We start from the raw sequence: 25,976 nt of genomic DNA, 5'->3' as shown, positions 1-25,976 counted from the left end.
ATGGACGTCACCGAGACCTTCGGAGCGTTGGCCCACCTGGGCACAGCGCTCGCGATCGGCTTGTTGCTGGGGCTGGAACGGGAACATGACACAGCGTCGGACAGCAACCGGCCTGCGGGTTCGCGGACGTTCCCGCTCATCACCCTCGCTGGTGCGGTATCCGCGGCGTTGTCGCCGGTCGCACTTGGGGTCGGGCTCGCCGCGGTGTCAGCGCTCGTTGTGGCGTGGTACCGGCAAGGAGCCCGTAGTGAGCAGGCAGATATCGGGGCCACCACCGAGATCGCGGCCATCGGCACGTATCTGCTTGGTGCGCTGGCATGGTTCCGGCCCGAGCTGGCAGTACCCGCGGGTGTTGTCGCCGCCGTGTTGCTCGCGGCCAAACGTCCACTGCATCGGTTCGCGACCCGTCTGGTGAGCGATCGGGATGTGACTGACGCGATGAAGTTGTTCCTGGTCGCTTTCGTCGTGCTGCCCTTGCTCCCGGATCAGCCGCTCGGTCCTTACGGGGTGTTGAACCCGGCCAGGGTCTGGGTTCTGGTCATCGCGATCACCCTCATCGGCTGGGCGGGCTATCTCGACACTCGCTGGTTCGGGCAGCGATGGGGTCTGATCGGCGCCGGGTTCGCCGGCGGCTTCGTCTCGGGCTCCGCCACTACCGCGGTGCTGGCCCGCAAGTCCGCGACCGCAGGAGCCTCGCTGGTGCCTGGCCTGCTCGCCGTGAACATCGCCATCCTCGTTCAGCTTGTCGCGGTCACCGCGGTTGTGAGTCCGCCTGTGGCGTATCGCCTCCTGCCGGCCGCGGCCGCCGGGATCGTGGTCCTGCTCGCGGAGATCGGCTGGCTCGTGTGGCGCAACCGGCCACGGGACGAGCCGGAGGACGTCGATCCGTTGCTGGCACGTCCGATGTCGTTGCGTTCGGCGTTGTCGCTGGCCCTCGTCCTGCTGGTCGCGACCCGCGCGGCAGCCGATTGGCTGGGAGGTGGGGGAGTTGTCGCGGCGGCCGCGGCCGGTGGCCTGGCCGACGCGCACGCGTCCGCAGTCGCGTCCGCATCCCTCGCGCCGCACGCCATTCCGGTCGGTACGGCCGTCCTCGCTGCCGCGGTTGCCCTGGTGACGAATCTCGTCGTGAAACTTGCTCTCGCGGGCGGGCTCGGCGGTGGAGAGTTCGTGGCGCGGCTGGCCTGCTGGCTGGCGACACCTGTGGCCGCGGTGGCAGTGACTGTTGTCGCCGTTTCCTGAACGGGTCTTTCCGCGAACGGGCGGCGTGACCGGACAAGGCCGAAAGACCCTGCTGTCAGCGCAGGAGGCCCCTAGTCGCGGTGATCGGTTATCGCGACGCTGAGGACATGGTGACACCAGTGAGATCTCCGCAGAGGCAAGAGGATGCCCACCGGCTGAGCGTGCCGGAAACCGTCGCGTCGTGGGGAACTGATCTGCGGCATGGCTTGTCGTCGGCCGAGGCGGCCCGGCGCGCCGCTGAGTTCGGGCCGAATGTACTGCCGGTAGAGGATGATGGTGGTGCGTTGCTGCGCTTTCTCCGGCAGTTCCACGATCCACTTGTCTACGTGCTGATCGTGGCCGCGGTCGTCACGTTGAGCATGGCGCAGTTCGTGGACTCGGGCGTGATCTTCGGTGTTGTGCTGCTGAACGCGGTCATCGGGTATGTGCAGGAATCCCGGGCCCGGTCGGCGTTGGACGCGCTGGCCCGGATGGTGCCTGCCAAAGCCGGGGTGATCAGGGACGGTGTCCCAGGCAAAGTCCGGGCCGAGGAGCTGGTTCGTGGTGATGTTCTGGTGTTGCAGGCGGGGGACAAGATCGCGGCTGATGTCCGGTTGGCCGCGGCGGATTCGTTGGAGGTGGACGAGTCCGCACTGACCGGCGAATCGGTGCCCGTCGCCAAGACCGAGGACGTCCTGCCCGATGACGTGGAGCTCGCGGACCGGGTCAACACGGCGTACTCCGGCACGGTTGTCACACGTGGTGCGGGGCGTGGCGTCGTCGTGGCGATTGCTGCGGACACGGAATTGGGCCTGGTCAACAAGCTGGTAGGGGTGCGCTTGCCGAGAATGTCGTCCGTGCTGGTCAGGCGGCGTGGTGGTACTCGTTGAGGATTCCTCCCAACCGCTGGTGTCGGCGGATGTCGAGACCGGTGATCTCGGCCTGGCTTGTGATCGGCGATGGCAGTGGCCGTAGTGGTCGGGCGTTGGCGATGCCTTGGTGTGGTCGGTGGTTGTTGTAGAACCGTTCGTATTCGCGGAGTGCGTGGAGTAGATGTCGCTGGTTCCAGATCAAGGTGCGGTCGAGCGGTTCGTGTCGGCAGGTTTGTATCCACCGCTCGGTGATCGAGTTCATCCGTGGCATTTGGATGCCGCTCAGAATGACCTGGATGCCGGCGTCGGCGAGGATGGCGTCGAACAGGTGAGGGAACTTGCCGTCCCTGTCGCGGATCAGGAACCGTGTCCGGGAGTTGGCGTCCTCCAGGTCCATGACGAGGTTGCGAGCGGCTTGGGTCACCCAGGCCGCGGTCGGATGTGGTGTGGCGCCGAGGATGCGGATCCGTCGGCTGGCGTGCTCGATCACGACGAGCACGTACATGCGGATACCGGTGAGGGTGACGGTTTCGAAGAAGTCACAGGCCAGCAGGGCGTCGGCTTGGGAGCGGAGGAACTGGGCCCAGGTGCTGGATGCGCGTTCGGGTGCGGGGGTGATGCCGGCGTTGGTGAGGACTTGCCACACGGTGGAGGCGGCGACTTTGATGCCGAGGACAAGGAGTTCGCCGTGGATGCGGCGGTAGTCCCAGTTCGGGTTCTCCTTCGCGAGGCGGAGGAGCAGGACTCGGATGGATCGGATGGTGCGTGGTCGGCCCGGGCGTTTCGGTTGTGACATCCTGGCGTGGTGTTGGCGGAGTTGGTCGTGGTGCCAGCGCAGGATGGTGTCTGGACGGACCAGCAGTCGGAGCCTGCGCAAGGTCTGGCGTGGTAGTCGATGCAGGAGCGCGGCGAGTAACGCCCTGTCAGCCGGGTTGAATCGCACCTTGATGTCGCCGAGTTGCCGTTGCAGTACTGCGATCTGGTGCCGCAACACGAGGATCTCGATCTCCTTGTCCCGGTCGGTCATCGGGAGCAGGCGAAGTAGGGTGAAGGTTTTGGTGAGGCCGAGGTAGGCAAGTCGCAGCAGCACGGCCAGTCATCCTGCCGTGCTGATCCCTGAGCGTATGCGGCGACGGAGTTGATGTTGGTGACACCGCCTGACCAGGACGGATGAGGTTTTCGGCAAGCGCACCCTTCGGCGGTGCTGCACAGCTATTCCGCTGGGCAGCACCGCTGCCATTTGGGTCAACTCATGCCAGGGCCAGGCGGACCTCGCCGATGTCCAGTTTGGTCTGCACTTGCTGCACGGTGTGGCCGATGATGTCCCGATACCGCAGTTCCTCACGTGCTGGCGCTCGACAAATCCCGTAGTGGACCGGCTTTGGTCCACTGTGGACTGGGGTAGGGTCGTGGCCTGCGGGCGTAGAAAGACGTAGGCCGGAGGCAGGTTGCGCCAAATGGTGCGGCCGGGAACGACTTCTTCGAAGTGATCGATCAGCAAGCGTTTCAGGCGCCGTGCGGCCGGGAGGGAGACGGCATGGCGGTAGGTGAAGGTGGTGAAGGCGCCGGCCGGTCCGAGCACGGTGGTGGTGGCATTCATCAGTTGCTGCTGAAGTTCGGCGCCGAAGATCGCCCAGGGCAGGCCACTCACGACAACGTCGGCCTGGCGCAGTCCTCGTTCGGCGAGCAGCCGGGGCAGGTGCACAGCATCGTCCTGCACGATTTCGGCGCCGGGGCAGCGTGTGCGTAGCTGTGCCGCCAGACGTGAGTTGGCCTCGATGGCAAGGTGACGGCCGCGGCCGCCGAGCCTGCGTTGGATCTGCGTGGTGAACGGCCCTGTGCCCGGGCCTAGTTCGATGACGACAGGGTGACCGTATTCGGGCACAGGGCTGGTGATCGCGTGGGCGAACTGGGCGCTATGGCCCCGATCCGGGCGGGACTGCGCAGCCACTGGCCGAGCAGCAGGGCGTGGTCGTTCGTCGGTCGCCGGGTCGGATTGGTGTCGGGCTCCATCGTCAGATCGGGGATCTCCTCGATCCGCGCATCTCCAGCCCCGCACCTGAACGTTGCGTGCATCGAAATCCCTGTCTCGCCTGGCGCGGTGTTGTTTGGTTAGCGGCCGGTTAGCGGATTGGTGCTTCGACACCCGTCATGGCGAGGTCCTCTGGAGGTAGCCGTTCGCCCTTGATGCTGATCTGTGCGATAGCGGCGTTGAGCTCCTGGAGTTCGTCGCGGCTGAATGTGATCTCTTCGGCGCCGATGTTCTCCAGCAGGTGGGACAGCCTGGTGGTGCTGGGAATCGGCACGATCCACGGCTTTTGGGCCATCAGCCAGGCGAGGTCGATCTGGGCGGGTGTGGCCCCCTTGCGGACGGCCCAGTCCTGCAGCAGTTGCACCAGTGCCATGTTGGCCGGCATGTTCTCCCTGCTGTTGCGGGGCACCGCCGCGCGGTAGTCGCCCTGCGCGAACCGGGTGTAGGGGTTGATCGTGCTGGTCGTGAAGCCCATGCCCAGAGGCGACCAGCAGACGAAGCCGATCCCGAGTTCCTCGCAGAGCGGCAAGACCTTTGCTTCCGGGCCGCGCCAGAGCGTGGAGTACTCGTTCTGGATCGCGGTGAGTGGCTGGACCGCGTGTGCCCGGCGGATGGTTTGCAGACCTGGTTCGGAGAGGCCGAAGTGCAGCACCTTGCCTGCGGTGATGAGGTCCTTCACCGTGCCCGCCACGTCCTCGATCGGGACTGTGGGATCGACCCGGTGCTGGTAGAGCAGGTCGATACGGTCTGTCCTGAGGCGTTTCAACATGCGGTCGACGGCTCGGCGGATATGGGCGGGACGGCTGTTGAGGCCGCTTCCTCCCGCTCCGGTGTCCGGGTCGATGTCAGAACCGAACTTGGTCGCGATGACCACATGGTCGCGGACGGGTTGGAGTGCTTGGCCGAGGATCCGTTCCGACTCGAGCGGGCCGTACACCTCGGCGGTGTCGAAGAACGTCACGCCCTGGTCGACCGCGGTCCGGACGAGTGCGACCATGTCCTTGCGGCTGGTGACAGGCCCGTACATAGTGCCCGGCAGGGTCTGGCAGCCCAGACCGATGCCGGAGACTTTCAAGGACCCGAGCCTGCGGCGACCGGTCTGCGTAACGGCCGCGGTCACCCGGTTACGACCGCCGGCAGGGCCGCCGGTGGTGGACGGTGCTGCTTGTGCCGGTGACACGGCCACCGCTGAGGTGGCGGCAAGTCCGGCCACGCCCAGCAGAAAGCGGCGACGGCCGGGCTCGGTCGAGTCGCCGTTGGGCGTGCTTTCCTGTTCGTGCATGGGTTTCATCCCTCATCTCGTCTGTCGGAGTTGGACGGACTGCAGTGCGGCTGGCTCGGTCGAGCGTCCGAAGTAGACTATGCTCGAACGAACGCGTGGACATCTCGTCCGGCGCGGGATCCGGGCACGCCATGACTTCGGATGACGCCCAGGCTCATTCGCCAGATGTGTATCGCGGCTCTGGCGATGCCGGACGGTCGATGTGATTCAAACAAGCGGCCCGTCAGGCTGGGAGGCTCTGTCGATACCGGGAACGGCAGAGCCCCCGCCGCAGGGGGATCTCGGGTGCGAGGGGGCTCTGAGAGTATCTGGTTCGGTGTCGTGGTCCCGGCTGGAATGGCAGTACGAAGTGGACGTGAGTGCTCACGTCTGCTCGGTCGGTTGGCTGCTACTCATCGGAGGAGACCGTGCGTACACCTGTGACGTTCAAGAGCAACAATCTGGCTGTCGCCGGGATGTTGTACCTGCCCGACGACTATGACGGTCGCCCGCGGGCCGCCGTCGTGGTGGGGCACCCGGCCAGCGGTGTGAAGGAGCAGACCGCCGGCCGCTACGCCGAAGAGCTGTTTCGCAAGGGTTTCGTTGCGCTGGCTTACGATGCGGCCTACCAGGGCGAGAGCGAGGGCGAGCCGCGCGGTCTGGAGGATCCCTTCCAGCGCGCTGAGGACGTCCGCGCCGCGGTGTCGTTCCTGACCACGCGCAGCGAGGTCGACTCGGAGCGCATCGGCGGTCTGGGCATCTGCGCCTCGGGTGCTTATGTTCCCTATGCCGCGCAGACTGACCGGCGGATGAAGGCCGTGGCCACGGTCAGCGCCGTCGATCCCGGCGCCGAGCTGCTGTCTGATCCCGTGGTTCGTGACGGTCTGCTGGACCAGGCCGGGGTGCTGCGCACCCTGGAAGCCCGCGAAGGCACCGCCTACGAGTCGAACCTGATCCCCGCCACGCAGGCTGAGGCAGACGCCCTGCCTGCCGGGACCATGTTCGCGGAGACCTACGGGTACTACCGCACGCCGCTGGGCCAGCACCCGCGTTCCACCGGCTGGGCGGTGGCCCGTTTCGATCTGGTCGCCCAGTTCGAGCCATATCGCAACAACAGCTGGCTCGCGCCGCGCCCGCTGCTGATGATCGCCGGGACCGAGGCCGACACCCGGGTGTTCAGTGAGGACGGTGTGGCTCGCGCCGGCGAGAACGCGGAACTGTTCGACATCGATGGGGCGACCCACGTCGACCTGTACTACCGCGATCAGTACGTCGCGCAGGTCGTGGACAAGCTCGTCGATTTCTACAGCACACACCTCAAGCACTGACCAGCCTGGCCGGCAGGTCGGGACTCGCTGCAGGTGTGAATGCCGGCCAAGGTGCGGCGTGTGCGCCTGGGAGGACGCGTTCCGGGCGCTCCGACGACAATGCGTTCAGCGTAAGAGCTGGTGGCCGCACCGGTCGGTGTGCGGCCCCACCAGCCAGGCTTTCTCCAACCCAAACAGGAACGTCAGCACGCGCAGGACGCCTGGGGCTGGTGGGGTCAGTGGTCGGCTTCCTGCAGTTGGTCCTTCGCGGCGGGGATCACTTTGAACGCGATCAGTCCGGCGATGGCGGTGAGGGCGGCGGCGGTGAGGGCGGTGACCTGCATGGCGCTGGTGAAAGCATGCTGTGCGTGCTGGAGCAGCTCGGGGAACCGGTCCTTCAGGGCGTGGGTCGCGGCGGCGAGTGATTCGGTCACCGGTCCCCGGATGTCGCTGGGCAGGTCGTCGGGGAGTCGCAGGTGCGCGGAGTAGAGGGCGTTCTGCAGCGACCCGAGCACGGCGATACCGAGAGCGATGCCCAGTTCGTAGCCGGTTTCGCTGATCGACGCGGCCGCGCCGGCGCGTTCGCGGGGCACGACGGTGACGATGGTGTCGGTGGCGGCGGTCGCTGCCGGATGACGAACACCATCCCGGCGGCGAGCCCGAACAGGGCGGCGCCTACCACCGCGAGGTTCATCCCGTCCGCGGCGACGGTCTTGATGGCGTACACCAACGGCACGATGGCCAGGAACGACACCAGCGCTGAGCGCAGGTCGATCGGTGCCCGTGCCGGGTTGCGGTACTCGGTCAGCAGCGGAACGCCGAGCGCGACGACAACGACCATGACGGGGATGTTGATCAGGAACACCGAGCCCCACCAGGAGTGTTCCAGCAGCGCCCCGCCGACGAGGGGACCGATCGCGCCTCCGCCGGTGGCGCCGGCGGACCAGATCGCGATGGCCCGGGTGCGTTGCCGCTGATCCAGGAAGGTGGCCCGGATCAGCGACAGCGTGGAGGGCATGATGGTGGCGCCGCTGATGCCCAGCAGCGCGCGGGCGGCGATCAGCAGCTCCGGTGTCGGCGCGAACGCCGCGATCGCCGACGACACCCCGAACCCCACCGATCCGATCAGCAGCAGTCTCTTGCGCCCGATCCGGTCGGCGAGGTTGCCCATCGTGACCAGCAGCCCCGCCAGGGCGAAGGCATAGGCGTCACCGATCCACAGCAGCTGCGTCCCGGACGGGTTCAGACTCTCGGTCGGCGACGGGATCGCCAGGGCCAGAACGGTGCCGTCCACCGCCAGCAGCGTGACCGCGAGGGTGAGCACGACCAGCGCTCCCCATTGACGGGGTCCGGCCAGGGCGGGTGGCGTAGCGTTCACAAGATCTCCAACAGGGGCCAGTGGGTCGTGGGCGCGCGCAGAGAAGGAAAGCGGCCGCAGAGAAGGCACCGAAGTGGACAGTCCTGCATGCGCACCACAAAGGTCAGACGTATCCATCAGACGTCATCGCGTCCGGGTGAGACAGGGACTGAGAGAGCCTCCCTGCATCGGCGCTGGTTCTGCACGCTGTGAGGTATGAGCGTGACGATGCTGACGTTGAACAATGGAGTCGTGCTGCCCGTGATCGGGCTGGGGGTGTTTCAGTCCGAGCCGGAACAGACCGTTGCTGCTGTCGCGGAGGCGTTGCGGGTCGGGTACCGGCACATCGACACCGCCGCCGGGTACTTCAACGAACGCGAGGTCGGGCAGGCGATCGCCGACTCCGGGATCCCGCGTGACGAGTTGTTCATCGAGAGCAAGGCGTGGATCACCGATTACGGCTACGAGGAGACCCTGCACGCGTTCGACAAGTCCGCCCGCAAGCTGGGTGTGGACCGGCTGGACATGTTCATCCTGCACCAGCCGTTGCCGACCGCGTTCGACCGGACCGTGGCCGCCTACCGTGCGCTGGAGACCCTGCACGCTGAGGGCAAGGTCCGCGCGATCGGTGTCAGCAACTTCACCGTCGAGGAGCTGAGTCGGTTGTTGGATGTCGCGACGGTCGTTCCGGCGGTGCATCAGATCGAGATCCACCCCTATTTCCAGCAGAAGGACCTGCTGGCGTTGCACGCCGAGCACGGCATCCTCAGCCAGGCCTGGTCCCCGATCGGGGGGATCACGTTCTACTGGGGGAGTGAGGGCGGTGCAAGCACTCTCGAGGACGTCACGATCAAGGCGATCGCTGCCGCGCATGGAAAGACCCCGGCGCAGGTGATGTTGCGCTGGCACGTCCAGCACGGCCGATCCGCGATTCCGAAGTCGGTCCGTCCGGAAAGGATCGCGGAGAACTTCGCCGTGTTCGACTTCGAGCTCACCGCTGACGAGCTGGCCCGGATCGATGCTCTCGATGAGGGTGTGCGGCGCGGGCCTGCTCCCGAGACGATCACGCTCGAGTCGCACGGGCATTTCATCATTCCCGAGGCGTGATCTCGGGCGGGCTGTTGGGAGCGGACGTAGATTGCCAGCTATGGACAACCGAGGGAACTTGCGGGAGTTCCTGATTGGCCGGCGTGCCAGGATCACGCCGGAGCAGGCGAAGCTGCCTGCCTGGGGCGGCAACCGGCGTGTTGCGGGGCTGCGGCGGGAGGAAGTGGCGATGCTGGCCGGGGTCAGCGTCGACTACTACATCAAACTCGAACGCGGCATTATTGGCGCGGTCTCCGAAGGTGTGTTGAACGCGGTCGCCCGTGCGTTGCAATTCACCCCTGCCGAGCGTGATCACCTGTTCCACCTTGCCGGCGTGACCGCGACCATCCGGCCCGGCGGCACCCGATCGACCCCGTACGTCGCCCGCCCTGCCGTACGGCGCGTCATCGACGCGATCGTGGACGCGCCTGCGTTCGTCACCACCCAAACCGGTGACGTGCTCGCTGCGAACGCGCTCGGTCGGGCGACATACTCGCCCCTCTACGACGGCGAGGAAACCGCGACGCCCAACACCGCCCGGTTCCTGTTCCTGAACCCCCGTGCGCGGGAGTTCTTCCCGGAATGGGAAGACAACGCCGCCGACGCGGTGGCGAGCCTGCGCGCGCATCAGGGACGCAACCCCCACGATGAGCGGGTATCCCACCTCATCGACGACCTCAACCGGGACAGCAAGGAATTCCGCACCCTGTGGCGGGCCCACGACGTCCGCTACCACGACACCGGCTACAAACGCCTCCACCACCCTGTGGTCGGCGACCTCACTCTCACCTACGAAGTTCTCGAACTCCCGGCAGACCCCGGACAAAGCCTCGTCGTCTACGGCGCGGAACCCGGCTCCCCCACCGCCGACGCCCTACGGCTACTCGCCAGTTGGACCGCCGAGCACACCCACGCCGACACCCACGACTGAAACTCGCGAAACCGTCTTCTACTACTCCCGAAGGGTTTGGCCCGTCCTGGTCGGAAACTTGGTTACCGGTTCTGGCCTGGGTTTTCATGCGGCGGGTCGGTATTCGTTGAGTAGTCCGCCGAGACGCTGTCGGCGTCGGGTCGTGTCGATCTGGTCGCGGCCGCGCTCGGATTGCGGGACCACGGCGGCGGGGCGTCGCTGCGGACGCTGGCCGAGCAGCTGGCTGGTCGGCGGCTGATGCTCATCCTGGACAACTGCGAGCATCTGTTGCCGGCGTGCGCGATCCTGACCGCCGCGCTGCTGCGCACATGCCCACGACTGAGGGTGCTCCTGACCAGCCGTGAACCACTGACCATCAGAGGGGAGACGGTCTATCTCGTGCCGCCGTTACCGGCCCCGAACCCACGCCACCTGTCCAGCCTCGTCGAGGTGAGCCGGTGTGAGTCGGTGGCGCTGTTTCTGGCTCGCGCCGAGGTGGCGGTGCCCGGTTTCGGTCTTACCGCCGACAATTACATCGCCGTGGCCGATCGGTTCTCGCTGCTGAGCCGGGCCCGGCGCGACGCGCCACGGCGGCAGCGGACGCTGCGGGCGTGTGTGGATTGGTCGTTCGAGCTGTGTGCCAAGCCGGAGCGGGTGTTGTGGGCGCGGTTGTCGGTGTTCGTGGGCGGGTTCGAGCTGGACGCCGTCGAGGGCGTCTGCGCCGACGACCGGCTGCCCGATACGGACATGCTCGACCTGGTGACCGGCTTGCTCGAAAAGTCGATCCTGATCCGGGCCGACCAGGGCGATGGGTCGGCCCGGTACCGGATGTTGGAGACCATCTGCGGCTACGGCCAGGAAAAACTCATCGAGGACGGGGAGCAATCGCTGCTGCGGCAGCGGCACCGCGACTGGCACCAGCAACTGGTGACCCGCGCCCGTGGCGAGTGGGTCAGTGACCGGCAGGCCTACTGGCTGGCCCGGCTCGGCCGTGAGCACCCCAACCTGCGCGCCGCCGTGGAGTACTGCCTGGCCGAGTCCGGCGAGGCCGAGGACGCGCTGCGTATCGTGGCGACCCTGCCCCTGCACTACTGGTGGACCCGGGGCCTGTTCGGCGAGGGCCGGCGGTGGCTCGACCGGGCACTCGCCCAGGCCACGGGTGCCAGCGCGCTGCACGCCCGAGCACTGCTGGTCAACAGCCAGTTGGCGCTCGCGCAAAGGGACGCCGATACCGGGGCGCGGCTGCTGGACCAGGGCGAGGATCTCGCCCTGTACCTGGATGACAGCACCGAGATCGGCTACTCCGCCTACCTTCGGGGCATTAGTGCGCTGCTTGCCAACGACCTGCCCCGCGCGATCGAAACCCTGGAACGGGCCCGCACGATCCTGTCCACACAGCCGGAGCCCGACCTGGACGTGCAGATGAACATGCTGACCTCGCTCGGGGCGGCCACCGGGCTCGCCGGCGAGCGAGCGCCAGCCCGCACCACCGTCCCCGGCCGCCGCCATGCCGCTGACCCGCCGCGAACGACAGGTCGCCGGCCTGATCGCACAGGGGCTGACCAACAAGGACATCGCCACCACGCTGGTCATCGCCCAGCGCACCGCGGAAGGCCATGTCGAGCGCATCCTGACCAAGCTGGGTTTCAGTAATCGGGCTCAAGTGGCCGCCTGGGTCGTGGCACAACGCTTCGGCGATCACGAGACCTGACGCGACGCGAGGGCCTGCGCGAACTATTGGTCAACGCGCTGTGCGGCAAGCTGATCCTCGCCGCCGGGCACGAGCTGGTCAACGACGGAGATCTGATCGCCAGGTGGGCGCCAGAAGGCAAGTCGTGACCGGCCAGGGAGATCTCCAGCCATCCGGGGCGGGCGGCTCGCCCACCCCGGATGGCATGGCGGGCCTGATCTCGCCGAGACTGGACGCATAGTTCGCGTGTTCGTCGTCGTCGACGACGAACTGGTGCTCTCGGGGTTTCGTCTCATTCTGGACGCCGCCGGGGTATCGAGGTCGTGGCGACGATGACGGGCGCGCAGGCGGTCAGAGAGGCAAGTCTGCAGCACCCGGACGTCGGGATGCTGTGTCAGCGGAGGCCGGCTGTCCAGCCGCCGTCGACCGTGATCTCCGCGCCGGTCGTGTACGAGGCCGCATCGGAGATCAGGAAGGACACCGCTTCGGCGATCTCCTCCGGGACGCCGATCCTGCCTAGCGGGGCCGGGGGAAGTTGCCTTCGCCGGGCTGGACGTGGCACTCGTTCATGGGGGTGAGGGTCGCGCCGGGGTTGACCGCGTTGACCCGGACCTTGTGGGGCCCGAACTCCGTGGCGGCGATCTTGGTGAGGCCGCGCACGCCCCACTTGGATGCCCCGTATCCGGAGACACCGGGAAACCCGGACAGGCCGGGGACGGAGGCGACGTTGACGATCGAGCCGCCGCCGGTGGCCTTCATCGGTTCGATGACCGTCTTCAGGCCGAGGAAGACACCGCTCAGGTTGACCTTGAGCGACCTTTCGAAGGATTCCAGTGTCTCGTTCTCGATCGGTGTTCCCGGTGCTCCGGTGGCGATGCCGGCGTTGTTGACCAGGCCGTCCACCCGGCCGTAGCGTTCGACGGTCGCGTCCACCACGCTCTTCCAGTCGTCTTCGCTGGTGACGTCGTGGTGGAGGAACAGGCCGTCGATGTCGGCGGCGGTCTTGGTGCCCTGCTCGTCGAGCAGGTCGGTGACCACGACCTGTGCTCCGTCGCGGGCCATGCGGGCGGCTGTGGCTGCTCCGATTCCGCGGGCGCCGCCCGTCACTATCACTACTTTGTCCTGCAGGCCAGACATGGTTATCCCTTTCTGTTGGTCGTCGATTCATCGAGTTGAATCAACTGGTTCGTGGAGGTAAGTCAGCAGAAGCGCCGCCTTGCCGGGCCCTGCTTCGAGCGTCATCGGCCAGACGGTGCCCGTACGGGTTAGGCACCTCCCTGGCTGTTGCCCGACACGCTGGTGGTCAGGAACGGTTACCTGTTCCAGACGCCGGTGGCGGCGGCCTGTCGTGCGTAGTCGGAGAAGTCCTTGGGTTTGCGGCCGAGGGCTTCTTCGACGCCGTGGACGAGGTGGGCGTTGTGGCCGTCCATGCTGTCGGTGAAGCCGTGCGCGAACGCGTCGGCGAAGTCGTCCGGGAAGCCGCTTTCGCGCAGCGTCACAGGGAATTGCTCGACGGTGAGCGGGGTGTAGGTGATCTCGCGGCTGGTGGCCTTGGACAGTTCCTCAGCTACGTCGGTGAAGCTGAGCAGACGGGGGCCGGACAGCTCGTAGATGCGGCCGGTGAGCCGGTCGTCGGTGAGGGCGGCGACCACGACGTCGGCGATGTCGTCGACGTCGATGAACGCCTCGCGGGCCTCAGGCAGGGGGAGGGCGATCTCGCCGGCCGGCACGGCCTGGAGGAAGAAGCCCTCGCTGAAGTTCTGGCTGAACCAGCTCGGCCGGACGATCGTCCAGTCGGCGCCGGAGTTCTTCACGCCCTCCTCCAAGGCCGCGGCGAGCGCATCGCCGCGGCCGGAGAGCAGGACCAGCCGCTGCACACCGGCGGCCACTGCCGCCTGGGAGAAGGCTTCGACCTGCTGGGCGGCGCCGGGCAGCGTGATGTTGGGGTGGGTGATGTAGACCCGGTCGACGCCGTCGAGGACGGCCTGCCAGGTGCGAGCGTCCTCCCACAAGAAGGCAGGTTCGCTGTCGAGGGCGCCGATGCGTACGGGGTGGCCGAGAGCTGTGAGCCGTTCGACGACCCGGCGGCCGGTCTTGCCAGTGCCACCGATTACGAGGGCGAAAGGACGGGGTTGGGTGGATGGCGTGGACACAACTCTCCTCACTGACGGGATACAAACGTGCTGGTCATGACCGTTCACTGGACGGCATATTAAGACTATACGGCGTGAAGTTAAGTATCGGCAAATAGGTTGGATAACGGTGTAGAGTGGGGGTATGGCAGAGACTGGGACCATCACGCGACGAGAACGGCTGCGTTTGGAGACGACAGCCGAGATCAAGCAGGTGGCGCTGCAGCTGATGGCCTCAGGCGGCCCTGGGGCGATCACGCTGCGCGCCATCGCTCGGCAGATGGGCATGACGCCCAACGCCATCTACGGCTATTTCGCCACCCGAGACGACCTGGTCACGACCCTGGTCAACGACGTCTACACCTCACTGGCCGACGCAGTCGAAGCGGCTGTCGCGTCTGTCCCCGTCACGGACCCTGGTCGGCGTATCCAGGCGTGGGGCCATGCCTACCGCAGTTGGGTGTTCGCCAACATCGAAGGCTTCCGGCTCGTCTATGGCGACGCCGTTCCCGGCTACGTTCCCCCGGCGGGCGGTGCCGCCCCCGAGGCCGAACTGCGGTTCTGCAAGAGCTTGACCGAACTGGCCGCTGCCGCCTGGCCGAACGCCGAACACCTCTACGCCGACAGCGACTTCCAATGGTCCGACTTCGACCCCGCCCTCCTGGACGAAGTCCGCCCCCACCTTCCCGGCCTGCCGCCAGCCGCGGTCGCGCTCGCGCTGCGCATCTGGGGCCACCTGCACGGCTTGGTGATTCTCGAGATCCACGGACACCTGCGCGGCGGCACGAAGACCATGGACAAGCTCTTCCGGGAAGAACTCATCCAGCTCGTCAGGTCGTTGGGTCTTCCTGCACCGGGCTGACAGCCCGCGCTCGAGCCAGGCGCCCCTCGCCGCTCGGCCCGTCCTGCGCTCCTGTGCGGCATTCGCCCCGCCCCGGAGCAGGACAATGTGTCACACGTATGACTGCTCGCAAGCGCCGATCACCGGCATAAACGCACGCAGTTGCCCGGCGCGTTGCTCCCCATCCCCACCGCGGCAAGGAAAAGGCTGGGGGCGGCCCGGGCGAGCGGGAGACAGCAGAAGTGGGAGCGGACATCGCGGTCCGCCCTCACTTCCGTATCCTCTGAGCGTCCTCGTGATCGCCCGGCGGAGCAATCGTGCAGATTGTCGGAGTGCTCCGTGGCGCTGTTTCAGTGCTGGTGAACTCGGTACCGCAGTCAGACAAGGCCGCCCTCGCGAGGCTCAGCCGTTATCAGTTCCAGCGTCTGGTTCTCTGCCGGGCGGGAATCCGCGTCACCGGGAGCATCGATGATTGCCGGCACGTTCGCTGGTCCGTCCACCCGGGTAGAGCAAGATGCTGAGCTCGTCGAGCAAGCCGTCTCGCAGGAAGACGCCGTTGATGGTCGAGCCGCCCATCAGGGTGAGGCGGGTGACGCCGAAGTCCTCGGACAGCGTCTGCAAGGCTGCGGCGATATCGCGACCGTCCTGTCCGGCGAACACGCAGGACACGCCAGCGTCGCGCAGATGCTCCAGGTAGCGCTCGGAGACATGAGGCCCCACCACAGCGAGGAAGTCCATGCCGGTGGCCTCGGTCGTTGGGTATTGGGTGCGGCCCGCGGAATCGAAGACGACCATCAGCTGCTCGGCTTTGCGGGGAGCATGGTGTGTTTCGGTAGTGCTGGTAATGGGGCCTGTGTGGGTGAATTCGGCGCCTCCGAGCAGCTCGATCGCCGTCGTGCTACCGATGGCGGCAGCTTCGCCACCGAGCAGTGCCGCCAGCTCGCCGTAGACGGCGTTCGAGCGCTCGAAATCCCAGCCTTCGTGATGGCGGCTATAGCGACCGACGTCCACTCGTCCATCCACAGAACTCAACATGTGGCAGGTCACGTAGGGCCTCATCAAGTCTCCATCTTTCTTCACTCTGGGGCGGGATAGTCCACTGTCATGCCGGACGAAGCCGTACAGCCGTGCCGCATCGACAGGGCCAGATATGGACCAAACCCACGCAAACCGGCCATTAACGGCGCACAGTTACTATACGGCGTTTAATTTTCGGCTTCCTTCTAGCACGTCCTGTTCATCAAGATTGGCGGCGCACGGTAGGTTTGCGGCACTTTCAGGTCTCAAATCCGGACCGGCAACAGGCGCCCCACACGTAAGGGTCGTTCCGATGGCAGGAGCCGCGGGAAGCAGGCGCTCCCGGCTCCGCCGCTCGGCGCCGATGGCGACGCACTTCCGAATCTATTGAACAAGCCGGGCGCGTCAATGCGATGGAGCGGAGTCCTCCTTCATGGTCAGGACGATCTTTCCGGTGGTCCGGCCTTCTTCGCCGAGCAGGTGTGCTTGGGCAGCGTCACGCAGCGGGAAGGTTGCCGCGATGACGGACTGGAGCTGCCCGTCCTGCACCATGCATGAGATGGCGAGCATGGATGCGTGATCGGCTTCCACCAGCACCGTCTTCACGGACACCTGGTGTTGCCTCGCGTACTCGAGGTCTTCCTCGCTGGCTCCGCCCAACAGGGAGATGAGTGTTCCGCCGGGCTTGATGATGGACAGCGATCGTCGCGTGACCTCGCCCGAGAGGGTGTCCAGGACGACATCAACGGGCGCTACTACGGTGGTGAAGTCGGTCTCGTGGTAATCGATCAGCTCATCTGCCCCGAGGGTGCGGAGCAGGTCATGCTTACCGGCGCTGGCGGTTCCGATCACGTACGCGCCGCGAGCCTTCGCGATCTGGACGGCGACATGGCCGACACCGCCCGCCGCGGCGTGAATCAGTACACGCTGCCCCGGCTGGATCTTCGCCGTGTCGACGAGCGCCTGGAACGCCGTCAGTGCCACCAGAGGCAGAGCGCCCGCCTGGACGTGATCGATCCCCGGCGGTTTCGCCACGAACGCTCTGGCCGGCCCGACCACGTACTCCGCGTGCGACCCCACACCCTTCGGATACGGCAGCATCCCGAACACCTCATCGCCAGGTTCGTGGACCGCGACCCCGAGCCCGACTTCCTCGATCACACCGGAGACGTCCCACCCGAGGATTCGGGGCATGTGGTTGAGGAACATGTTCCCGTAGCGATGTCCCCAGTCTGTGGGGTTGATCCCGGCAGCGTGAACGGCGATGAGAACCTCGCCAGGCCCAGGAACCGGACGGGGCACCTGAACCTGATGCAGGACGTCGACCGACCCCAGCACCTCCTGCTGCACGGCGGTCATCATCGGCGTACTGGAACCAGTTGTCGCGTCATCCATACGTTTGTCCGTTCTGAGTGATACTCACCCGGGATCGGGTCGGGTCTTACATGCGCGTCGCGAACGCCGCGTCAAGGCGTTGACGCCGCACGTCACGGGCATGCACCACCACGAGGTCGCCGAAGCTGTTCCCGGACAGGTCAGGTCAGCGGGGCCCGACGTATCGAGCTGACCAGGCCTGGACCGCCGAGAAGAGGACAGGAGCGGTCAGCTGCTGGTTGATGGAGTGCCCGGCCGCGGGGATCACCACGGCCCGCATGCGTGCGGACGGCGGGAACTGGGGAGCTTCCTGAGCCTGCAGGGCGGCGGAGCTGGAGCAGTCGGAGCCGGTGCCGCCGCACACCACCCGGTCTTGCTCGCCGACTGCGATCAAGACCGGGTCCTTGATGTGTCGGTAGATATCGGACGCCTGAGATGTCTCGGACGTGGATGGCGCACTGCCCAGCGTCATGACGTCCGGCTGTGCCGCTGTTTCGTCCAGGGCGACGGTGGCCGGAAGCATCGTGGGCCGGTAGTAGAACCAGTCGGCGCGGGTGCCGGGCTTGGTGGTGATGTAGCCGTCGTCCAGCCCGAGGTGCGCGAAGCGCGGATCCTGATTGGCGCGGTGCATGTCGCGCTCCTGCGCGCGCATTGCCGCTTCGTTCTGCTTGGTCGCGATTCCCGTGAGCACGACGCCATCGATGTCGCGCGGGTACTTGACGGCGATGTCGGTGGCAATAGCCGAACCGAACGAGTGGCCGACGAGGACGACTCGCTTGAAGCGGCGGTCGTCGATCTGGCCGGCACGCAGTTTTTGGAGCACCTGGTGGACGCTCTCGGTGTGGGTGTCGGGACGGAACTCGGCACTCGGCGGCTGCGAGCTTCGCCCGGTGCCCAGCCGGTCGATCGCCAGGGTCGCAATCCCGGCTCGGGTCATGGACTCGACATAGGAAGGCACACCCGGCGCGGGAGCCATCGACCAGTACCTCTGATCGTAGGTGCCGCCAGGAACCAGGACCTGCACGGTGGTCACGGGCTTGCGGGACGGTACGCACAAGGTGCCAGTGAGGCGCTGGTTGGCCGGTTCACCCGTCGTCATCGACACCGGGAGCCTAACCTCCTCGCATTGCGCCGGAGCGGCTTTCGCCGGAGCGGCCGAGGCCGGCGTGGTGGCCACGACGGTCACGGCCAGCGCTGCGAGGGCCAGCGCGGCCGTGCCAGTACGGAGTTTCAACATGGCGTCCTCCTCAGTAATTAGGCGTTGTGCTGAATCGGGTTCTGACACCGGGAGACCAGGCCGTGCTGCGTTGCCGAATGCCTCCCCACCGCAATGGGGAGGTTGGGCATCAGCCGGCCTCGACGCCTGGTTCCCTTGACACTTCATTCCCTATACGGCGTGCAGTTTTAGCCGTCCAGGCAGAAGCATTACACCGTACAGTCATCTGTGGTGGGCATGGACGCCCTGCCTCAGCGCCCCGTGTCCTCCCGTCGGCTGAGTCGTCCGGCCCGCCCGGCACGTCTGTGCCAGAAAGCGATGAGTTTCCCGGGGCAACAACAACGGCCATTCCCCGGAGCGGTTCACCATCGACATCGAGCAGGACGTCCTGGACGACCTCACGGCCCGCCTGACAGCCACTCGTTTCGCGGCCGACCAGGACAACGAGGGCGAGTACTACCGCCTTTCCACGCGATGCCAGGGACGTTGATCAGACGTCCCAGATTCCCGTTGCGGCGGTCTCGCGGGCGTAGACGGTGAAGTCCTTGGGTGCCCGGCCAAGTGCTTCCCGGACGCCATCTCCGAGCTCCTCGTCCGCGTGAGGCGTCTCCATGATCATCAAGTCCGCCTCGTCCTCCGGGACGCCTTGCGCGATGAGCTTCTCGCGGTACTCGGCGCCAGTGAGCGGAGCGTAGGTGATGGTCCGGCCCGTCGCTCGGGAAATCTCTGCCATCACGTCGCCGAAGCTCAGCACTCGCGGTCCGGTCAGGTCGTAGGACTTGCCCTCGTGCCCGGCCTCGGTGAGTGCGGCGACGACCACGTCTGCGATGTCATCGGCGTCGACGAACCCAAATCGCGCGTGACCGACCGGCTGAGCGAAGGTGCCGGACCTGATGTCTTCACGAAAGCCCAGCATAGAGTTGGTCTCAAAGTCCTGGTTGAACCAACTCGGGCGAACGAGGGTCCATTTCGCGCCCGACTCCTTGACCGCGTTCTCTGCGGGGGCAACGATTTCGTCGGCGCCATGCCCGCTCAGCAGCACCAGCCGTCTGACCCCCGCAGCGACGGCAGCACGGGAGAAGTCTCCGATCTGCTCCGCCGCCTCCGGCGTCATCAGGACCGGGTGCACGATGTAGGTGCGGTCGGCGCCTTCGAACATCGCCCCCCAGGTCGACGGGTCCTCCCAGGAAAAGGACGGCTCACTGCGGCGCGAGCCGACCCGAACCGGCACGCCCGCCTTGGTGAGTCGTTCGACGACTCTGCTGCCGGTGGTACCGGTTCCGCCGGTGACCAGAGCAATCGGGGCTTGCGTGTTCATATGTTCTCCTTTGTTTTAAGTCGAGCACTGCGCTTGTGGCATGGACCCTGACCCGCCAGGGGCGCACCACCGCTTTCTGGGGTGCTCGTCACGTCGGTCATTCGTGACGAAGTGATGTCGCACCGGTCGGCGCGCGCCACGTGTGCTGCGGGCAAGGTTCCGGCGGCGAAGGCGATTGGGACGACCGAGAACACGATCATTGCGATCGCGGCGAGGTCGAAGGCGATCAGAATGAGTCCGGGAAGGTCAGTCTCGCGGGCGCATTCCTGAACCGACATCAGCAGTGTGTTCACGATTGCCGAACCCGGCCGCGAGCAGTCAGCCACGGTGGTCGACGCGAAGCCCGCATCGGTCAGGCGATCGCGGACCTCGATGACCTCTTCTTCCGTTGCGTCGTCATCGACTCAGGCGCTTGCCTGTAACGTACCGATCCCTCCACTTCGGACAATCCGGTGCTCTGCGCGTCGAAGAGCGGATCGGCGAGAACCGCATGGGGCACAAGGCTTGGCGGACCCGTCATGCGCTGGACCACGCCGGTGGGACCAATGGACACTGCGCACCGCAAGGATTGTCCGTTCGGTTGTCACAGCATCCCCTTCATCGTTCGCCGCGCCAGATCGACGACGCGGTTCATTTCCTCTCGATCGACTTCACCCACCATCGGGTTCCCATGAGTCGTGGTGTGCAACACGGCACCGGTAAGCATGACCGACAGCTTCGCCACCTCGTAGAGATCAGGCTCGTCCTCGACCGAGCGCCCGGCCGTCTCAAGACGGGAGAGGACAATGTTCGCCATCATGTCCAGGGCTTCGCCGAAGTTCGCCATTGACTTTTCAGCCCATGCCGGTTCTTGCTCGATCAGCTTCATCCGACGCTCGAGCAACACACGTTCAGCCTCCGTCTTCGGGCCGGTTCCCGCGCACAGTTCGACCAGATCGGACAGAAGCCCGTCGGTGCCGCCGGCCAGGAACCGAGCGACCGACTCCGGGGACGGCTGCGGCCATCCTTCGCCGATCAGCGCCGCGTCCCGGCTGGTGAAGTAGTTGTAGAACGTCCGCGGTGAAATCAGCGCCCGCTCACAGATCGCCTCCACCGTCACCGCGTCGCTGCCCATCTCCAACGCCAGTTCGACCGCGATGGTCTCGATGTTCAGCGTTGTCGCGCGACGACGCGCCGCACGAAGATCACCGCCAGTCATGGGTAAGTCCCTCCACCAGTTACAGAATTCGGTCGTTCAATCCTGTCTGAGAGACTCCACGAACGACACTGTCGCCTCCATGATCTGACGTTCCGCGGTCGCCCTGTCGATGCCGGGCGCGCCGTCATCGGGCTGCGTGTAGTCGCCAAAGTGCGCGTGCACACCGCCCTCGACCGCGACGTACCGGGTGTCTGCGGGCAGCAACGCTCGACTGTCATTGATGTTCCCGGTGTTCGCGAACGGGTCGTTGGTGCCGTACACCGAAATCACTGCCACGTCGGACTTTGACATGTCCACGGTCGGATAGGACGCCCAGATCAGCAGACCGTCGATGTCCGGGTTGTCAGCGGCGACGGAAACCGCCGCGTTCCCACCCATCGAGTACCCACCTACGACCCAGGTGCCGATGTCCGGCGCAGCCTCGATGGCCTGCGCGGTCGCCTGCGCGCCGTTGAGGGCCATTCCGAGAGGTGCGGTGGGCACGACCACGCGCGCCCCGCACTCGACAAGCGGCGTGAGTAGTGGGAAGTAGGCTCGTGGATCGACCAGCATCCCAGGAAGGAAGACAACGCCCACAGTGCTGGCCTTGCCGCGCGGGCGTAGCTCCCAGGCGTCCCATCGCTGTGAGACCTCGACGGTGTCAGTCGATGCTGCCGCGACGACTCCCGCGTCATTGGCCGGGAACGGCCGCAGATAGGCCACCACGGCAAGCACCAACACGAGAATGACCACCCCCGCGATCCGTCCAACCGTGCGCAGTCGTCCCGTCCTTCTCGGTCGTACGCACCGCACCAGCAGCACGACCCCGGCGATCCCGATTGCGCCGAGCAGCACCGGATACGCCGGATGGCTGGCTACCAGCGCTGACCACGCAATGATGGCGACGGCGATCGTCATCACGACAGCCGCCGCTCCGGGGACGGCTCGCATCACGATGACGGCCTTCGGAGGCTGACGTCTTGTGGTCGGTGTCGTGTCGTTCATCTCGGATCATCCGTCCATGCATGGCAGTTCACCGCGTCGCAATCCAGTCATTCACTCGCCGGGTCTGTGCTGTCGCCGAGCGGTGACGAACCGCATTCAAGTCTCACCCCGATTGCCGACCACTTGGTTCACTATGTGCATTAATTGCACTGTACGCACATCTTGCAGAGTGTGCAACAGTCGTCGTGGTGTTCGCGCCATGAGCGTTCGCCATCGGTCCACAGTGGTCGGCGATCGGTTGGGACGTGCGCGCGGCGAGGACGCGTTATTTGGGTTGGTGCTGTCGACGATGGTGTGTCGAATTCGTGATGCACTACCGCACGACCATGTGGTCGGCGACCGGCATCGTGGCGGCGCTCATCGTCGTAGCGCTTGTCCTGCTCCTACTGTCCAGCGATACCAAGAAACCCGAGCCGCCCGATAGCGGTGGCGAGACCGACCTGTCGGCCGACATCGGTCAGTTCGCGCTGGGATATCCGCGGAGCCTGGGTATACGCAGCCGTCACCTGCTGTGCACACGGCGATCGGCGACGGCGTTCGCCACGTCCTCGACGGAAACCCGCTCGACGCCACGAAAGCACTGGCCTCCGTCGGCTACACGAACCACAAGCGTGTCCACACCGCGACCAAACGCGCCTTCAACGAGATGTCCGACAGCGCGGCCTGGCCACGCGGTTGGGCTGAGCCCTGGTGGACACCGTCTCTGCCGTCCACTTAGGATCAAAGCCCCGCATTCGAAAGCAGATCTGGACGACGAGTCTCTCAGTATCGATCTGTTCCTGACTGTTTCCGGCTCGGTGCTCGTGATCGCTGGCGCGCACCGCAAGGCAGCACTGGACATGCGGACCGACATGGCTCATACGACCAACAGCGTCTTCCAGTCGGTGCACGACCTGTTGGTACACAACCCAACCGACGTCAGCTACCAGTCACGCGCAGTTGGCAGAACGCGCTCATTGCGGCATAGAGGGCGTCATTGTCGCCGATGCGCTGTGGCATGTTCATGCACTCGACTCACAGCTCCCCAGAGGTAGAACGCTGGGAGGCCTCGCTGCAGTCCGGACCGATAGATCCCCACTCCTGGCGCCGGAATCGCATCACTGAGGTGCTTAGCCTGGGAGGCCTGGGCTTTGCGGAACAGTTTCCGGCCGTGAAGCAGGAGCCGTTGTCCGCAGTGGCTCGGACTCCCGCCTTGGTGCCTCCATCGGGTCTCAACGGCAACAGGTAGATCGCTGATGCCTTCAGCTCATCGGCCGACAACGGATCCGATCGCAGGTGTGTCGCCTTCTCCAGCAATGTGGACACAATGGTGACGTAGTAGCGGATGTGCTGGCGCTTGATCGCGTCAAGACCAGCCAGTCCCCAGCGATCAAGGTGCAGCCACCAGACGTCATACATGACGAAGTCGTCGTCGTGAAGAAGTACCTGGTTGGGTCTGTGATCGTGCGGGAACTGGAACACAGCCCCTAGTTCGATCCTTGACCCGACCACAAGCCGCAGCGTCGCCGGGTATGACCTCGATCAGACCTCGTCTACCGGCGGGCTCTCTCTTCGGCAGAGGGTGTTGCCGATGATCATTCGTTGATGCTCGATCAGCGGCATGAGGGTGCGAAACCTGGAATCGGGTGCGGCCAAGTAAGCGAGGTCATGCCGGATCGACCACCCGGCTGACGATCCACGCGTGCTTGCCGACCTGCCGGTTGCGGGTGAAGCCGAACTGCTCGAAGAGTTCGACGGTCGCGCTGAACAGGAACCGGCCTGGCGCCTGACGGTCGGCGGTCATCTCGGAGATGGCCTCGACGAGACCGCCACCGGCCTGGGAGATCTGGCCCAGCGCGCCTTCGAGTGCCGCTCGTGCGATGCCCTGGCCGCGGTGTTTGGGATCGACGTAGAAGCACGTGATCCGCCAATCCGGACGTGGTGGGGCGTCCTTGTCGTACTCGCGCTTGTGTTTGATGGCAGGCAGTTCGTCAGGGCTGCCGTACTGGCACCATCCCTGTACGAGGCCGTCTTCGTCGAACACGAGCGCGGCATGCGTCTGGTCGGTCCGGACCCGGTCGTGCTTGACCGTACGGCGGCTGTCGCTGCCTTTCTGGCCGCGTTCCGGGTGGTAGCCCATGCACCAGCAGCCGCCGAAGATCCCGTGATTGCGCTCGACAAGCTCCGCGAACGCAATCCACGTAGAGGCGTTCAGAGGCTGGATCGTGTACGACACACTTGACTCCTTTCGCTGGCGAGTCAGGCTGCGTCCGCCGCCGCGGCGAGGATCCGGGCCAGTTCGGCAGGCCTGGTGTACATGGGCCAGTGGCCGGAGTCGATGTCGACGAAGTCGAGGTGCCTGGCCTTCCCGAGTTCGGCCACGTCACCGGCGTTGATCCACTCCTTGGCCTGGGCCGAGGTGAACTCGGGGCACACGACCACCGTCGGCACGTCGAAACGCCGCTCGTCGGTCAGTCGCACGACACCCGTGGCCACGTCCCCGGGCACGGGGATCGCGGCCGCCTCGATGGCATGCTTCGCCGCCTCGTCGAGGTCCACCGAGTCCGATTCCTCGAACGGGCCCCAGCCGGGGAACGGCATGACACCGTCGCGGAGCGGGAAGAAGTCGGCGTAGGGCTTGCCGTCGGCGACTGGGAAGCCACCGATCAGGACGGTCTTGGCGACCTCCGCCGGCCGCGCGTCGGCGGCCAGCCACGCCAGGGCAGCGGCGGCCGAGTGCCCGACCACCATGGGATTGCCGGAGGCCGAGTCCACGGCGTCGAGCACAGCCGTCAGCTGGTCGTCGAGTGTGGCTGAGGCCTGGTTGGGCAAGGTCAGTGGCACCGGGCGGGGGCCGAGCGACCGGAGCTCGGAGGCTACGTCGTCCCAGGCGGACCCGTCGAGCCACAGGCCGGCGACGAGCACGATGTCCATGATCAGTTCCTTTCTCAGTGCGGTCAACGCAGCACCCTAGAGCCAATTCCGGACAATGTGCTTCCGGTTTCCGAGTCGCCCGCTTAGTCTGCCCGAGTGCCGCGAGATCCCAGCCCCACCGCCCGGGCGCTGCGCGCCCTGGAGATCCTCCAGACCCGCCCCGGCACGACCGCGGACCAACTCGCGCGGCGGCTGGGTGTCACGGAACGAGCCGCCCGCCGGTACGTCGAGATCCTGCGTGAGGCCGGGATCCAGGTCGAGTCGGCCCGCGGCCGGCATGGCGGGTACCGGCTGCGGCGGGGAACGAGATTGCCGCCGATTGTGTTCACCCAGGCCGAGGCACTGGGACTGGTCATGGCGGTGCTCAACGGCCAGCCGGCCGCCACGGACGTCGACGACCCCGTCGGTGCCGCCCTCGGCAAGGTCGTCCAGGCACTGCCCGAGAACGTCGGACGGCAGGCGGCCACCCTGCGCGACCACGCCTCAGCCGCACCCGACAGGCATTCGGCCCACCCGGACCCCGCCACCACCAGCGCACTCATCAGCGCCGTCGCAGCCCACTGCCGAGTGCTGATCACCTACCGGAGCGAGACCGGCAACCAGTGGGAGGCCGAGGTGGACCCCTGGGCCGTCGTGGTCCGCCACGGCCGCTGGTACCTGCTGTGCTACTCCCATCGTGCGGACGCGATCCGCACCTACCGAGTCGACCGTGTCCGCACAGTCGCGCAGACCACACACGAGTTCGAGCCACCCGACACCCTCGACCCAGTCGCCGCACTGGAGGAAAACCTCGGCGCAGGATGGGAATTCCCCACCCGCGTCACCTTCGACGCGCCGCTGTCCGAAGTGGAACGCTGGATCCGGCCTCCCATGGGACGCCTCGAACCGGCGGGGAACAGGTGCGTACTCATCGGCAGCACCAGCAACCCAGCGATGTACGCACAGGAATGGCTGGCGAGCGTGCCATTCGACTTCCGGGTCGACAGGGGAGACGAGCTACGTGCGGCCGTCGCCGCAGTCGCGACACGCTTCGCCGCAGCCCTCGCACCCGAGGACGTGTAGGGACACCTGCGCCTATGTCACGAGTGGTGCGCCGGGAACGGAACCACTACCCCGGACGGGTGGGATGCCATGGGCGTGAAACGCGGCGAGTAGTCGCGCGTGCCGGCCGAAGTGCCTGGCACACCACCAGCCCTGCCGGACGCGCTGTGAGGTGTTGCCGACGTTGAGGAGATCCACGTAGCGCGGTC

The 25,976-nt window shown here is 66.2% G+C and carries 26 protein-coding genes and 2 pseudogenes; 11 read left to right on the top strand and 17 right to left on the bottom strand.

From position 1 onward, the window contains the following. Window positions 1–1,239 carry an MgtC/SapB family protein gene (locus tag JOF56_RS48640; protein WP_209646260.1) on the top strand — a complete coding sequence of 413 codons (1,239 nt, stop codon included), beginning with the start codon at window positions 1–3 and terminating at the stop codon, window positions 1,237–1,239. A gap of 119 nt (window positions 1,240–1,358) precedes the next feature. Next, entirely contained in the window at window positions 1,359–2,108 is a 750-nt protein-coding gene (locus JOF56_RS48635) for a P-type ATPase actuator domain-containing protein (protein WP_209646259.1), read from the top strand. On the opposite strand, the gene JOF56_RS59070 is transcribed toward JOF56_RS48635, so the two are convergent. Then, entirely contained in the window at window positions 2,083–3,180 is a 1,098-nt protein-coding gene (locus JOF56_RS59070; RefSeq protein ID WP_307855608.1) for an integrase core domain-containing protein, read from the bottom strand. The two genes, JOF56_RS48635 and JOF56_RS59070, sit on opposite strands and share 26 nt — an antisense overlap. 447 nt (window positions 3,181–3,627) lie before the next feature. Between JOF56_RS59070 and JOF56_RS48620 the strand changes: the two genes are divergently transcribed. Next, the gene (locus tag JOF56_RS48620; protein WP_209646258.1) at window positions 3,628–3,840 is read left to right on the top strand and encodes a hypothetical protein; all 213 of its coding nucleotides are present in this window, start codon (window positions 3,628–3,630) and stop codon (window positions 3,838–3,840) included. Between the two features lie 373 nt (window positions 3,841–4,213). Here the strand turns inward: JOF56_RS48620 and JOF56_RS48615 are convergent, their stop codons facing one another. Beyond that, window positions 4,214–5,404, bottom strand: a complete 1,191-nt coding sequence (locus JOF56_RS48615) for an aldo/keto reductase (protein ID WP_209646257.1) — start codon at window positions 5,402–5,404, stop codon at window positions 4,214–4,216. A 407-nt stretch (window positions 5,405–5,811) separates the two neighbouring features. Here JOF56_RS48615 and JOF56_RS48610 point away from each other — a divergent pair, with 407 nt between their 5' ends. After that, window positions 5,812–6,711: an alpha/beta hydrolase gene (locus JOF56_RS48610; RefSeq protein ID WP_209646256.1), complete on the top strand. Its 900-nt coding sequence runs from the start codon at window positions 5,812–5,814 to the stop codon at window positions 6,709–6,711. Between the two features lie 215 nt (window positions 6,712–6,926). On the opposite strand, the gene JOF56_RS59065 is transcribed toward JOF56_RS48610, so the two are convergent. Both JOF56_RS59065 and JOF56_RS48605 read right to left on the bottom strand, forming a co-directional pair. Then, complete coding sequence (locus tag JOF56_RS59065; protein WP_245378722.1) at window positions 6,927–7,124, bottom strand: hypothetical protein; 198 nt, start codon at window positions 7,122–7,124, stop codon at window positions 6,927–6,929. Then, on the bottom strand, window positions 7,121–8,068 hold the full coding sequence (locus tag JOF56_RS48605; RefSeq protein WP_307855607.1) for an MFS transporter: 948 nt from the start codon (window positions 8,066–8,068) through the stop codon (window positions 7,121–7,123). The genes JOF56_RS59065 and JOF56_RS48605 overlap by 4 nt, the downstream gene beginning before the upstream one ends. 195 nt (window positions 8,069–8,263) lie before the next feature. On the opposite strand from JOF56_RS48605, the gene JOF56_RS48600 reads away from it, so the two are divergent. From JOF56_RS48600 to JOF56_RS60990, 4 genes and pseudogenes are all read left to right on the top strand, one after another. Continuing rightward, window positions 8,264–9,154, top strand: coding sequence for an aldo/keto reductase (locus JOF56_RS48600; RefSeq protein WP_209646255.1), 891 nt, complete (start codon window positions 8,264–8,266; stop codon window positions 9,152–9,154). A 40-nt stretch (window positions 9,155–9,194) separates the two neighbouring features. Beyond that, window positions 9,195–10,064, top strand: coding sequence for a helix-turn-helix transcriptional regulator (locus JOF56_RS48595; RefSeq protein WP_209646254.1), 870 nt, complete (start codon window positions 9,195–9,197; stop codon window positions 10,062–10,064). A gap of 237 nt (window positions 10,065–10,301) precedes the next feature. After that, window positions 10,302–10,898: pseudogene (locus JOF56_RS61180) on the top strand (ATP-binding protein); the annotation flags it as partial. Between the two features lie 652 nt (window positions 10,899–11,550). After that, window positions 11,551–11,754 (top strand): annotated as a pseudogene (locus JOF56_RS60990) (LuxR C-terminal-related transcriptional regulator); the annotation flags it as partial. Between the two features lie 373 nt (window positions 11,755–12,127). On the opposite strand, the gene JOF56_RS60985 reads toward JOF56_RS60990, so the two are convergent. The 3 genes from JOF56_RS60985 to JOF56_RS48575 all read right to left on the bottom strand — a co-directional run bounded on the left by JOF56_RS60985 (window position 12,128) and on the right by JOF56_RS48575 (window position 13,886). Beyond that, window positions 12,128–12,214: a hypothetical protein gene (locus JOF56_RS60985; RefSeq protein WP_372448405.1), complete on the bottom strand. Its 87-nt coding sequence runs from the start codon at window positions 12,212–12,214 to the stop codon at window positions 12,128–12,130. Window positions 12,215–12,249: 35 nt separating this feature from the next. After that, on the bottom strand, window positions 12,250–12,870 hold the full coding sequence (locus JOF56_RS48580; RefSeq protein WP_209646251.1) for an SDR family NAD(P)-dependent oxidoreductase: 621 nt from the start codon (window positions 12,868–12,870) through the stop codon (window positions 12,250–12,252). Window positions 12,871–13,046: 176 nt separating this feature from the next. After that, complete coding sequence (locus JOF56_RS48575; RefSeq protein ID WP_307855606.1) at window positions 13,047–13,886, bottom strand: NmrA family NAD(P)-binding protein; 840 nt, start codon at window positions 13,884–13,886, stop codon at window positions 13,047–13,049. A gap of 124 nt (window positions 13,887–14,010) precedes the next feature. On the opposite strand from JOF56_RS48575, the gene JOF56_RS48570 reads away from it, so the two are divergent. After that, window positions 14,011–14,727: a TetR/AcrR family transcriptional regulator gene (locus JOF56_RS48570; protein WP_209646249.1), complete on the top strand. Its 717-nt coding sequence runs from the start codon at window positions 14,011–14,013 to the stop codon at window positions 14,725–14,727. A gap of 432 nt (window positions 14,728–15,159) precedes the next feature. On the opposite strand, the gene JOF56_RS48565 is transcribed toward JOF56_RS48570, so the two are convergent. The 7 genes from JOF56_RS48565 to JOF56_RS48535 form a co-directional block, all read right to left on the bottom strand. Next, window positions 15,160–15,765, bottom strand: coding sequence for a dihydrofolate reductase family protein (locus tag JOF56_RS48565; protein WP_209646248.1), 606 nt, complete (start codon window positions 15,763–15,765; stop codon window positions 15,160–15,162). 363 nt (window positions 15,766–16,128) lie between these two features. Beyond that, window positions 16,129–17,118 (bottom strand): NADP-dependent oxidoreductase, encoded by a 990-nt coding sequence (locus JOF56_RS48560; protein WP_245378719.1) that lies wholly within the window; start codon window positions 17,116–17,118, stop codon window positions 16,129–16,131. Between the two features lie 145 nt (window positions 17,119–17,263). After that, window positions 17,264–18,334, bottom strand: a complete 1,071-nt coding sequence (locus tag JOF56_RS48555; RefSeq protein WP_209646247.1) for an alpha/beta hydrolase — start codon at window positions 18,332–18,334, stop codon at window positions 17,264–17,266. 469 nt (window positions 18,335–18,803) lie between these two features. Beyond that, complete coding sequence (locus JOF56_RS48550) at window positions 18,804–19,631, bottom strand: NAD(P)H-binding protein (RefSeq protein WP_209646246.1); 828 nt, start codon at window positions 19,629–19,631, stop codon at window positions 18,804–18,806. Further along, a complete protein-coding gene (locus tag JOF56_RS48545; RefSeq protein WP_209646245.1) occupies window positions 19,628–19,924 on the bottom strand; it encodes a hypothetical protein in 297 nt (98 codons plus the stop codon). The genes JOF56_RS48550 and JOF56_RS48545 overlap by 4 nt, the downstream gene beginning before the upstream one ends. Window positions 19,925–20,214: 290 nt before the next feature. Continuing rightward, on the bottom strand, window positions 20,215–20,829 hold the full coding sequence (locus JOF56_RS48540; RefSeq protein ID WP_209646244.1) for a TetR/AcrR family transcriptional regulator: 615 nt from the start codon (window positions 20,827–20,829) through the stop codon (window positions 20,215–20,217). Window positions 20,830–20,865: 36 nt separating this feature from the next. Next, window positions 20,866–21,813: an alpha/beta hydrolase gene (locus JOF56_RS48535; protein ID WP_209646243.1), complete on the bottom strand. Its 948-nt coding sequence runs from the start codon at window positions 21,811–21,813 to the stop codon at window positions 20,866–20,868. A gap of 511 nt (window positions 21,814–22,324) precedes the next feature. Between JOF56_RS48535 and JOF56_RS48530 the strand changes: the two genes are divergently transcribed. Next, the gene (locus JOF56_RS48530; RefSeq protein ID WP_209646242.1) at window positions 22,325–22,531 is read left to right on the top strand and encodes a hypothetical protein; all 207 of its coding nucleotides are present in this window, start codon (window positions 22,325–22,327) and stop codon (window positions 22,529–22,531) included. A 296-nt stretch (window positions 22,532–22,827) separates the two neighbouring features. Here JOF56_RS48530 and JOF56_RS48525 read toward each other — a convergent pair whose 3' ends face one another. The 3 genes from JOF56_RS48525 to JOF56_RS48515 form a co-directional block, all read right to left on the bottom strand. Then, the gene (locus JOF56_RS48525) at window positions 22,828–23,211 is read right to left on the bottom strand and encodes a hypothetical protein (protein ID WP_209646241.1); all 384 of its coding nucleotides are present in this window, start codon (window positions 23,209–23,211) and stop codon (window positions 22,828–22,830) included. Window positions 23,212–23,458: 247 nt separating this feature from the next. Further along, window positions 23,459–24,028: a GNAT family N-acetyltransferase gene (locus JOF56_RS48520; protein WP_209646240.1), complete on the bottom strand. Its 570-nt coding sequence runs from the start codon at window positions 24,026–24,028 to the stop codon at window positions 23,459–23,461. Window positions 24,029–24,051: 23 nt separating this feature from the next. Further along, on the bottom strand, window positions 24,052–24,753 hold the full coding sequence (locus JOF56_RS48515; RefSeq protein ID WP_245378718.1) for an alpha/beta fold hydrolase: 702 nt from the start codon (window positions 24,751–24,753) through the stop codon (window positions 24,052–24,054). 69 nt (window positions 24,754–24,822) lie between these two features. Between JOF56_RS48515 and JOF56_RS48510 the strand changes: the two genes are divergently transcribed. Then, on the top strand, window positions 24,823–25,788 hold the full coding sequence (locus JOF56_RS48510; protein ID WP_209646239.1) for a helix-turn-helix transcriptional regulator: 966 nt from the start codon (window positions 24,823–24,825) through the stop codon (window positions 25,786–25,788). The last annotated feature ends 188 nt before the right edge of the window (window positions 25,789–25,976 follow it).

Source organism: Kibdelosporangium banguiense (assembly GCF_017876405.1).
Classification (GTDB): Bacteria; Actinomycetota; Actinomycetes; order Mycobacteriales; family Pseudonocardiaceae; genus Kibdelosporangium; species Kibdelosporangium banguiense.
This window is presented reverse-complemented; position numbering and strand designations above follow the sequence as displayed.

What these genes read in the sequence shown, in the direction of transcription:
- JOF56_RS48640 (WP_209646260.1), top strand. Translation starts at nt 1, where the DNA reads ATGGACGTCACCGAGACCTTCGGAGCGTTGGCCCACCTGGGCACAGCG.
- JOF56_RS48620 (WP_209646258.1), top strand. Translation starts at nt 3,628, where the DNA reads ATGGCGGTAGGTGAAGGTGGTGAAGGCGCCGGCCGGTCCGAGCACGGT.
- JOF56_RS48615 (WP_209646257.1), bottom strand. Translation starts at nt 5,404, where the DNA reads ATGCACGAACAGGAAAGCACGCCCAACGGCGACTCGACCGAGCCCGGC.
- JOF56_RS48600 (WP_209646255.1), top strand. Translation starts at nt 8,264, where the DNA reads ATGAGCGTGACGATGCTGACGTTGAACAATGGAGTCGTGCTGCCCGTG.
- JOF56_RS48595 (WP_209646254.1), top strand. Translation starts at nt 9,195, where the DNA reads ATGGACAACCGAGGGAACTTGCGGGAGTTCCTGATTGGCCGGCGTGCC.
- JOF56_RS48580 (WP_209646251.1), bottom strand. Translation starts at nt 12,870, where the DNA reads ATGTCTGGCCTGCAGGACAAAGTAGTGATAGTGACGGGCGGCGCCCGC.
- JOF56_RS48570 (WP_209646249.1), top strand. Translation starts at nt 14,011, where the DNA reads ATGGCAGAGACTGGGACCATCACGCGACGAGAACGGCTGCGTTTGGAG.
- JOF56_RS48565 (WP_209646248.1), bottom strand. Translation starts at nt 15,765, where the DNA reads ATGAGGCCCTACGTGACCTGCCACATGTTGAGTTCTGTGGATGGACGA.
- JOF56_RS48560 (WP_245378719.1), bottom strand. Translation starts at nt 17,118, where the DNA reads ATGGATGACGCGACAACTGGTTCCAGTACGCCGATGATGACCGCCGTG.
- JOF56_RS48555 (WP_209646247.1), bottom strand. Translation starts at nt 18,334, where the DNA reads ATGTTGAAACTCCGTACTGGCACGGCCGCGCTGGCCCTCGCAGCGCTG.
- JOF56_RS48550 (WP_209646246.1), bottom strand. Translation starts at nt 19,631, where the DNA reads ATGAACACGCAAGCCCCGATTGCTCTGGTCACCGGCGGAACCGGTACC.
- JOF56_RS48540 (WP_209646244.1), bottom strand. Translation starts at nt 20,829, where the DNA reads ATGACTGGCGGTGATCTTCGTGCGGCGCGTCGTCGCGCGACAACGCTG.
- JOF56_RS48535 (WP_209646243.1), bottom strand. Translation starts at nt 21,813, where the DNA reads ATGAACGACACGACACCGACCACAAGACGTCAGCCTCCGAAGGCCGTC.
- JOF56_RS48525 (WP_209646241.1), bottom strand. Translation starts at nt 23,211, where the DNA reads ATGTATGACGTCTGGTGGCTGCACCTTGATCGCTGGGGACTGGCTGGT.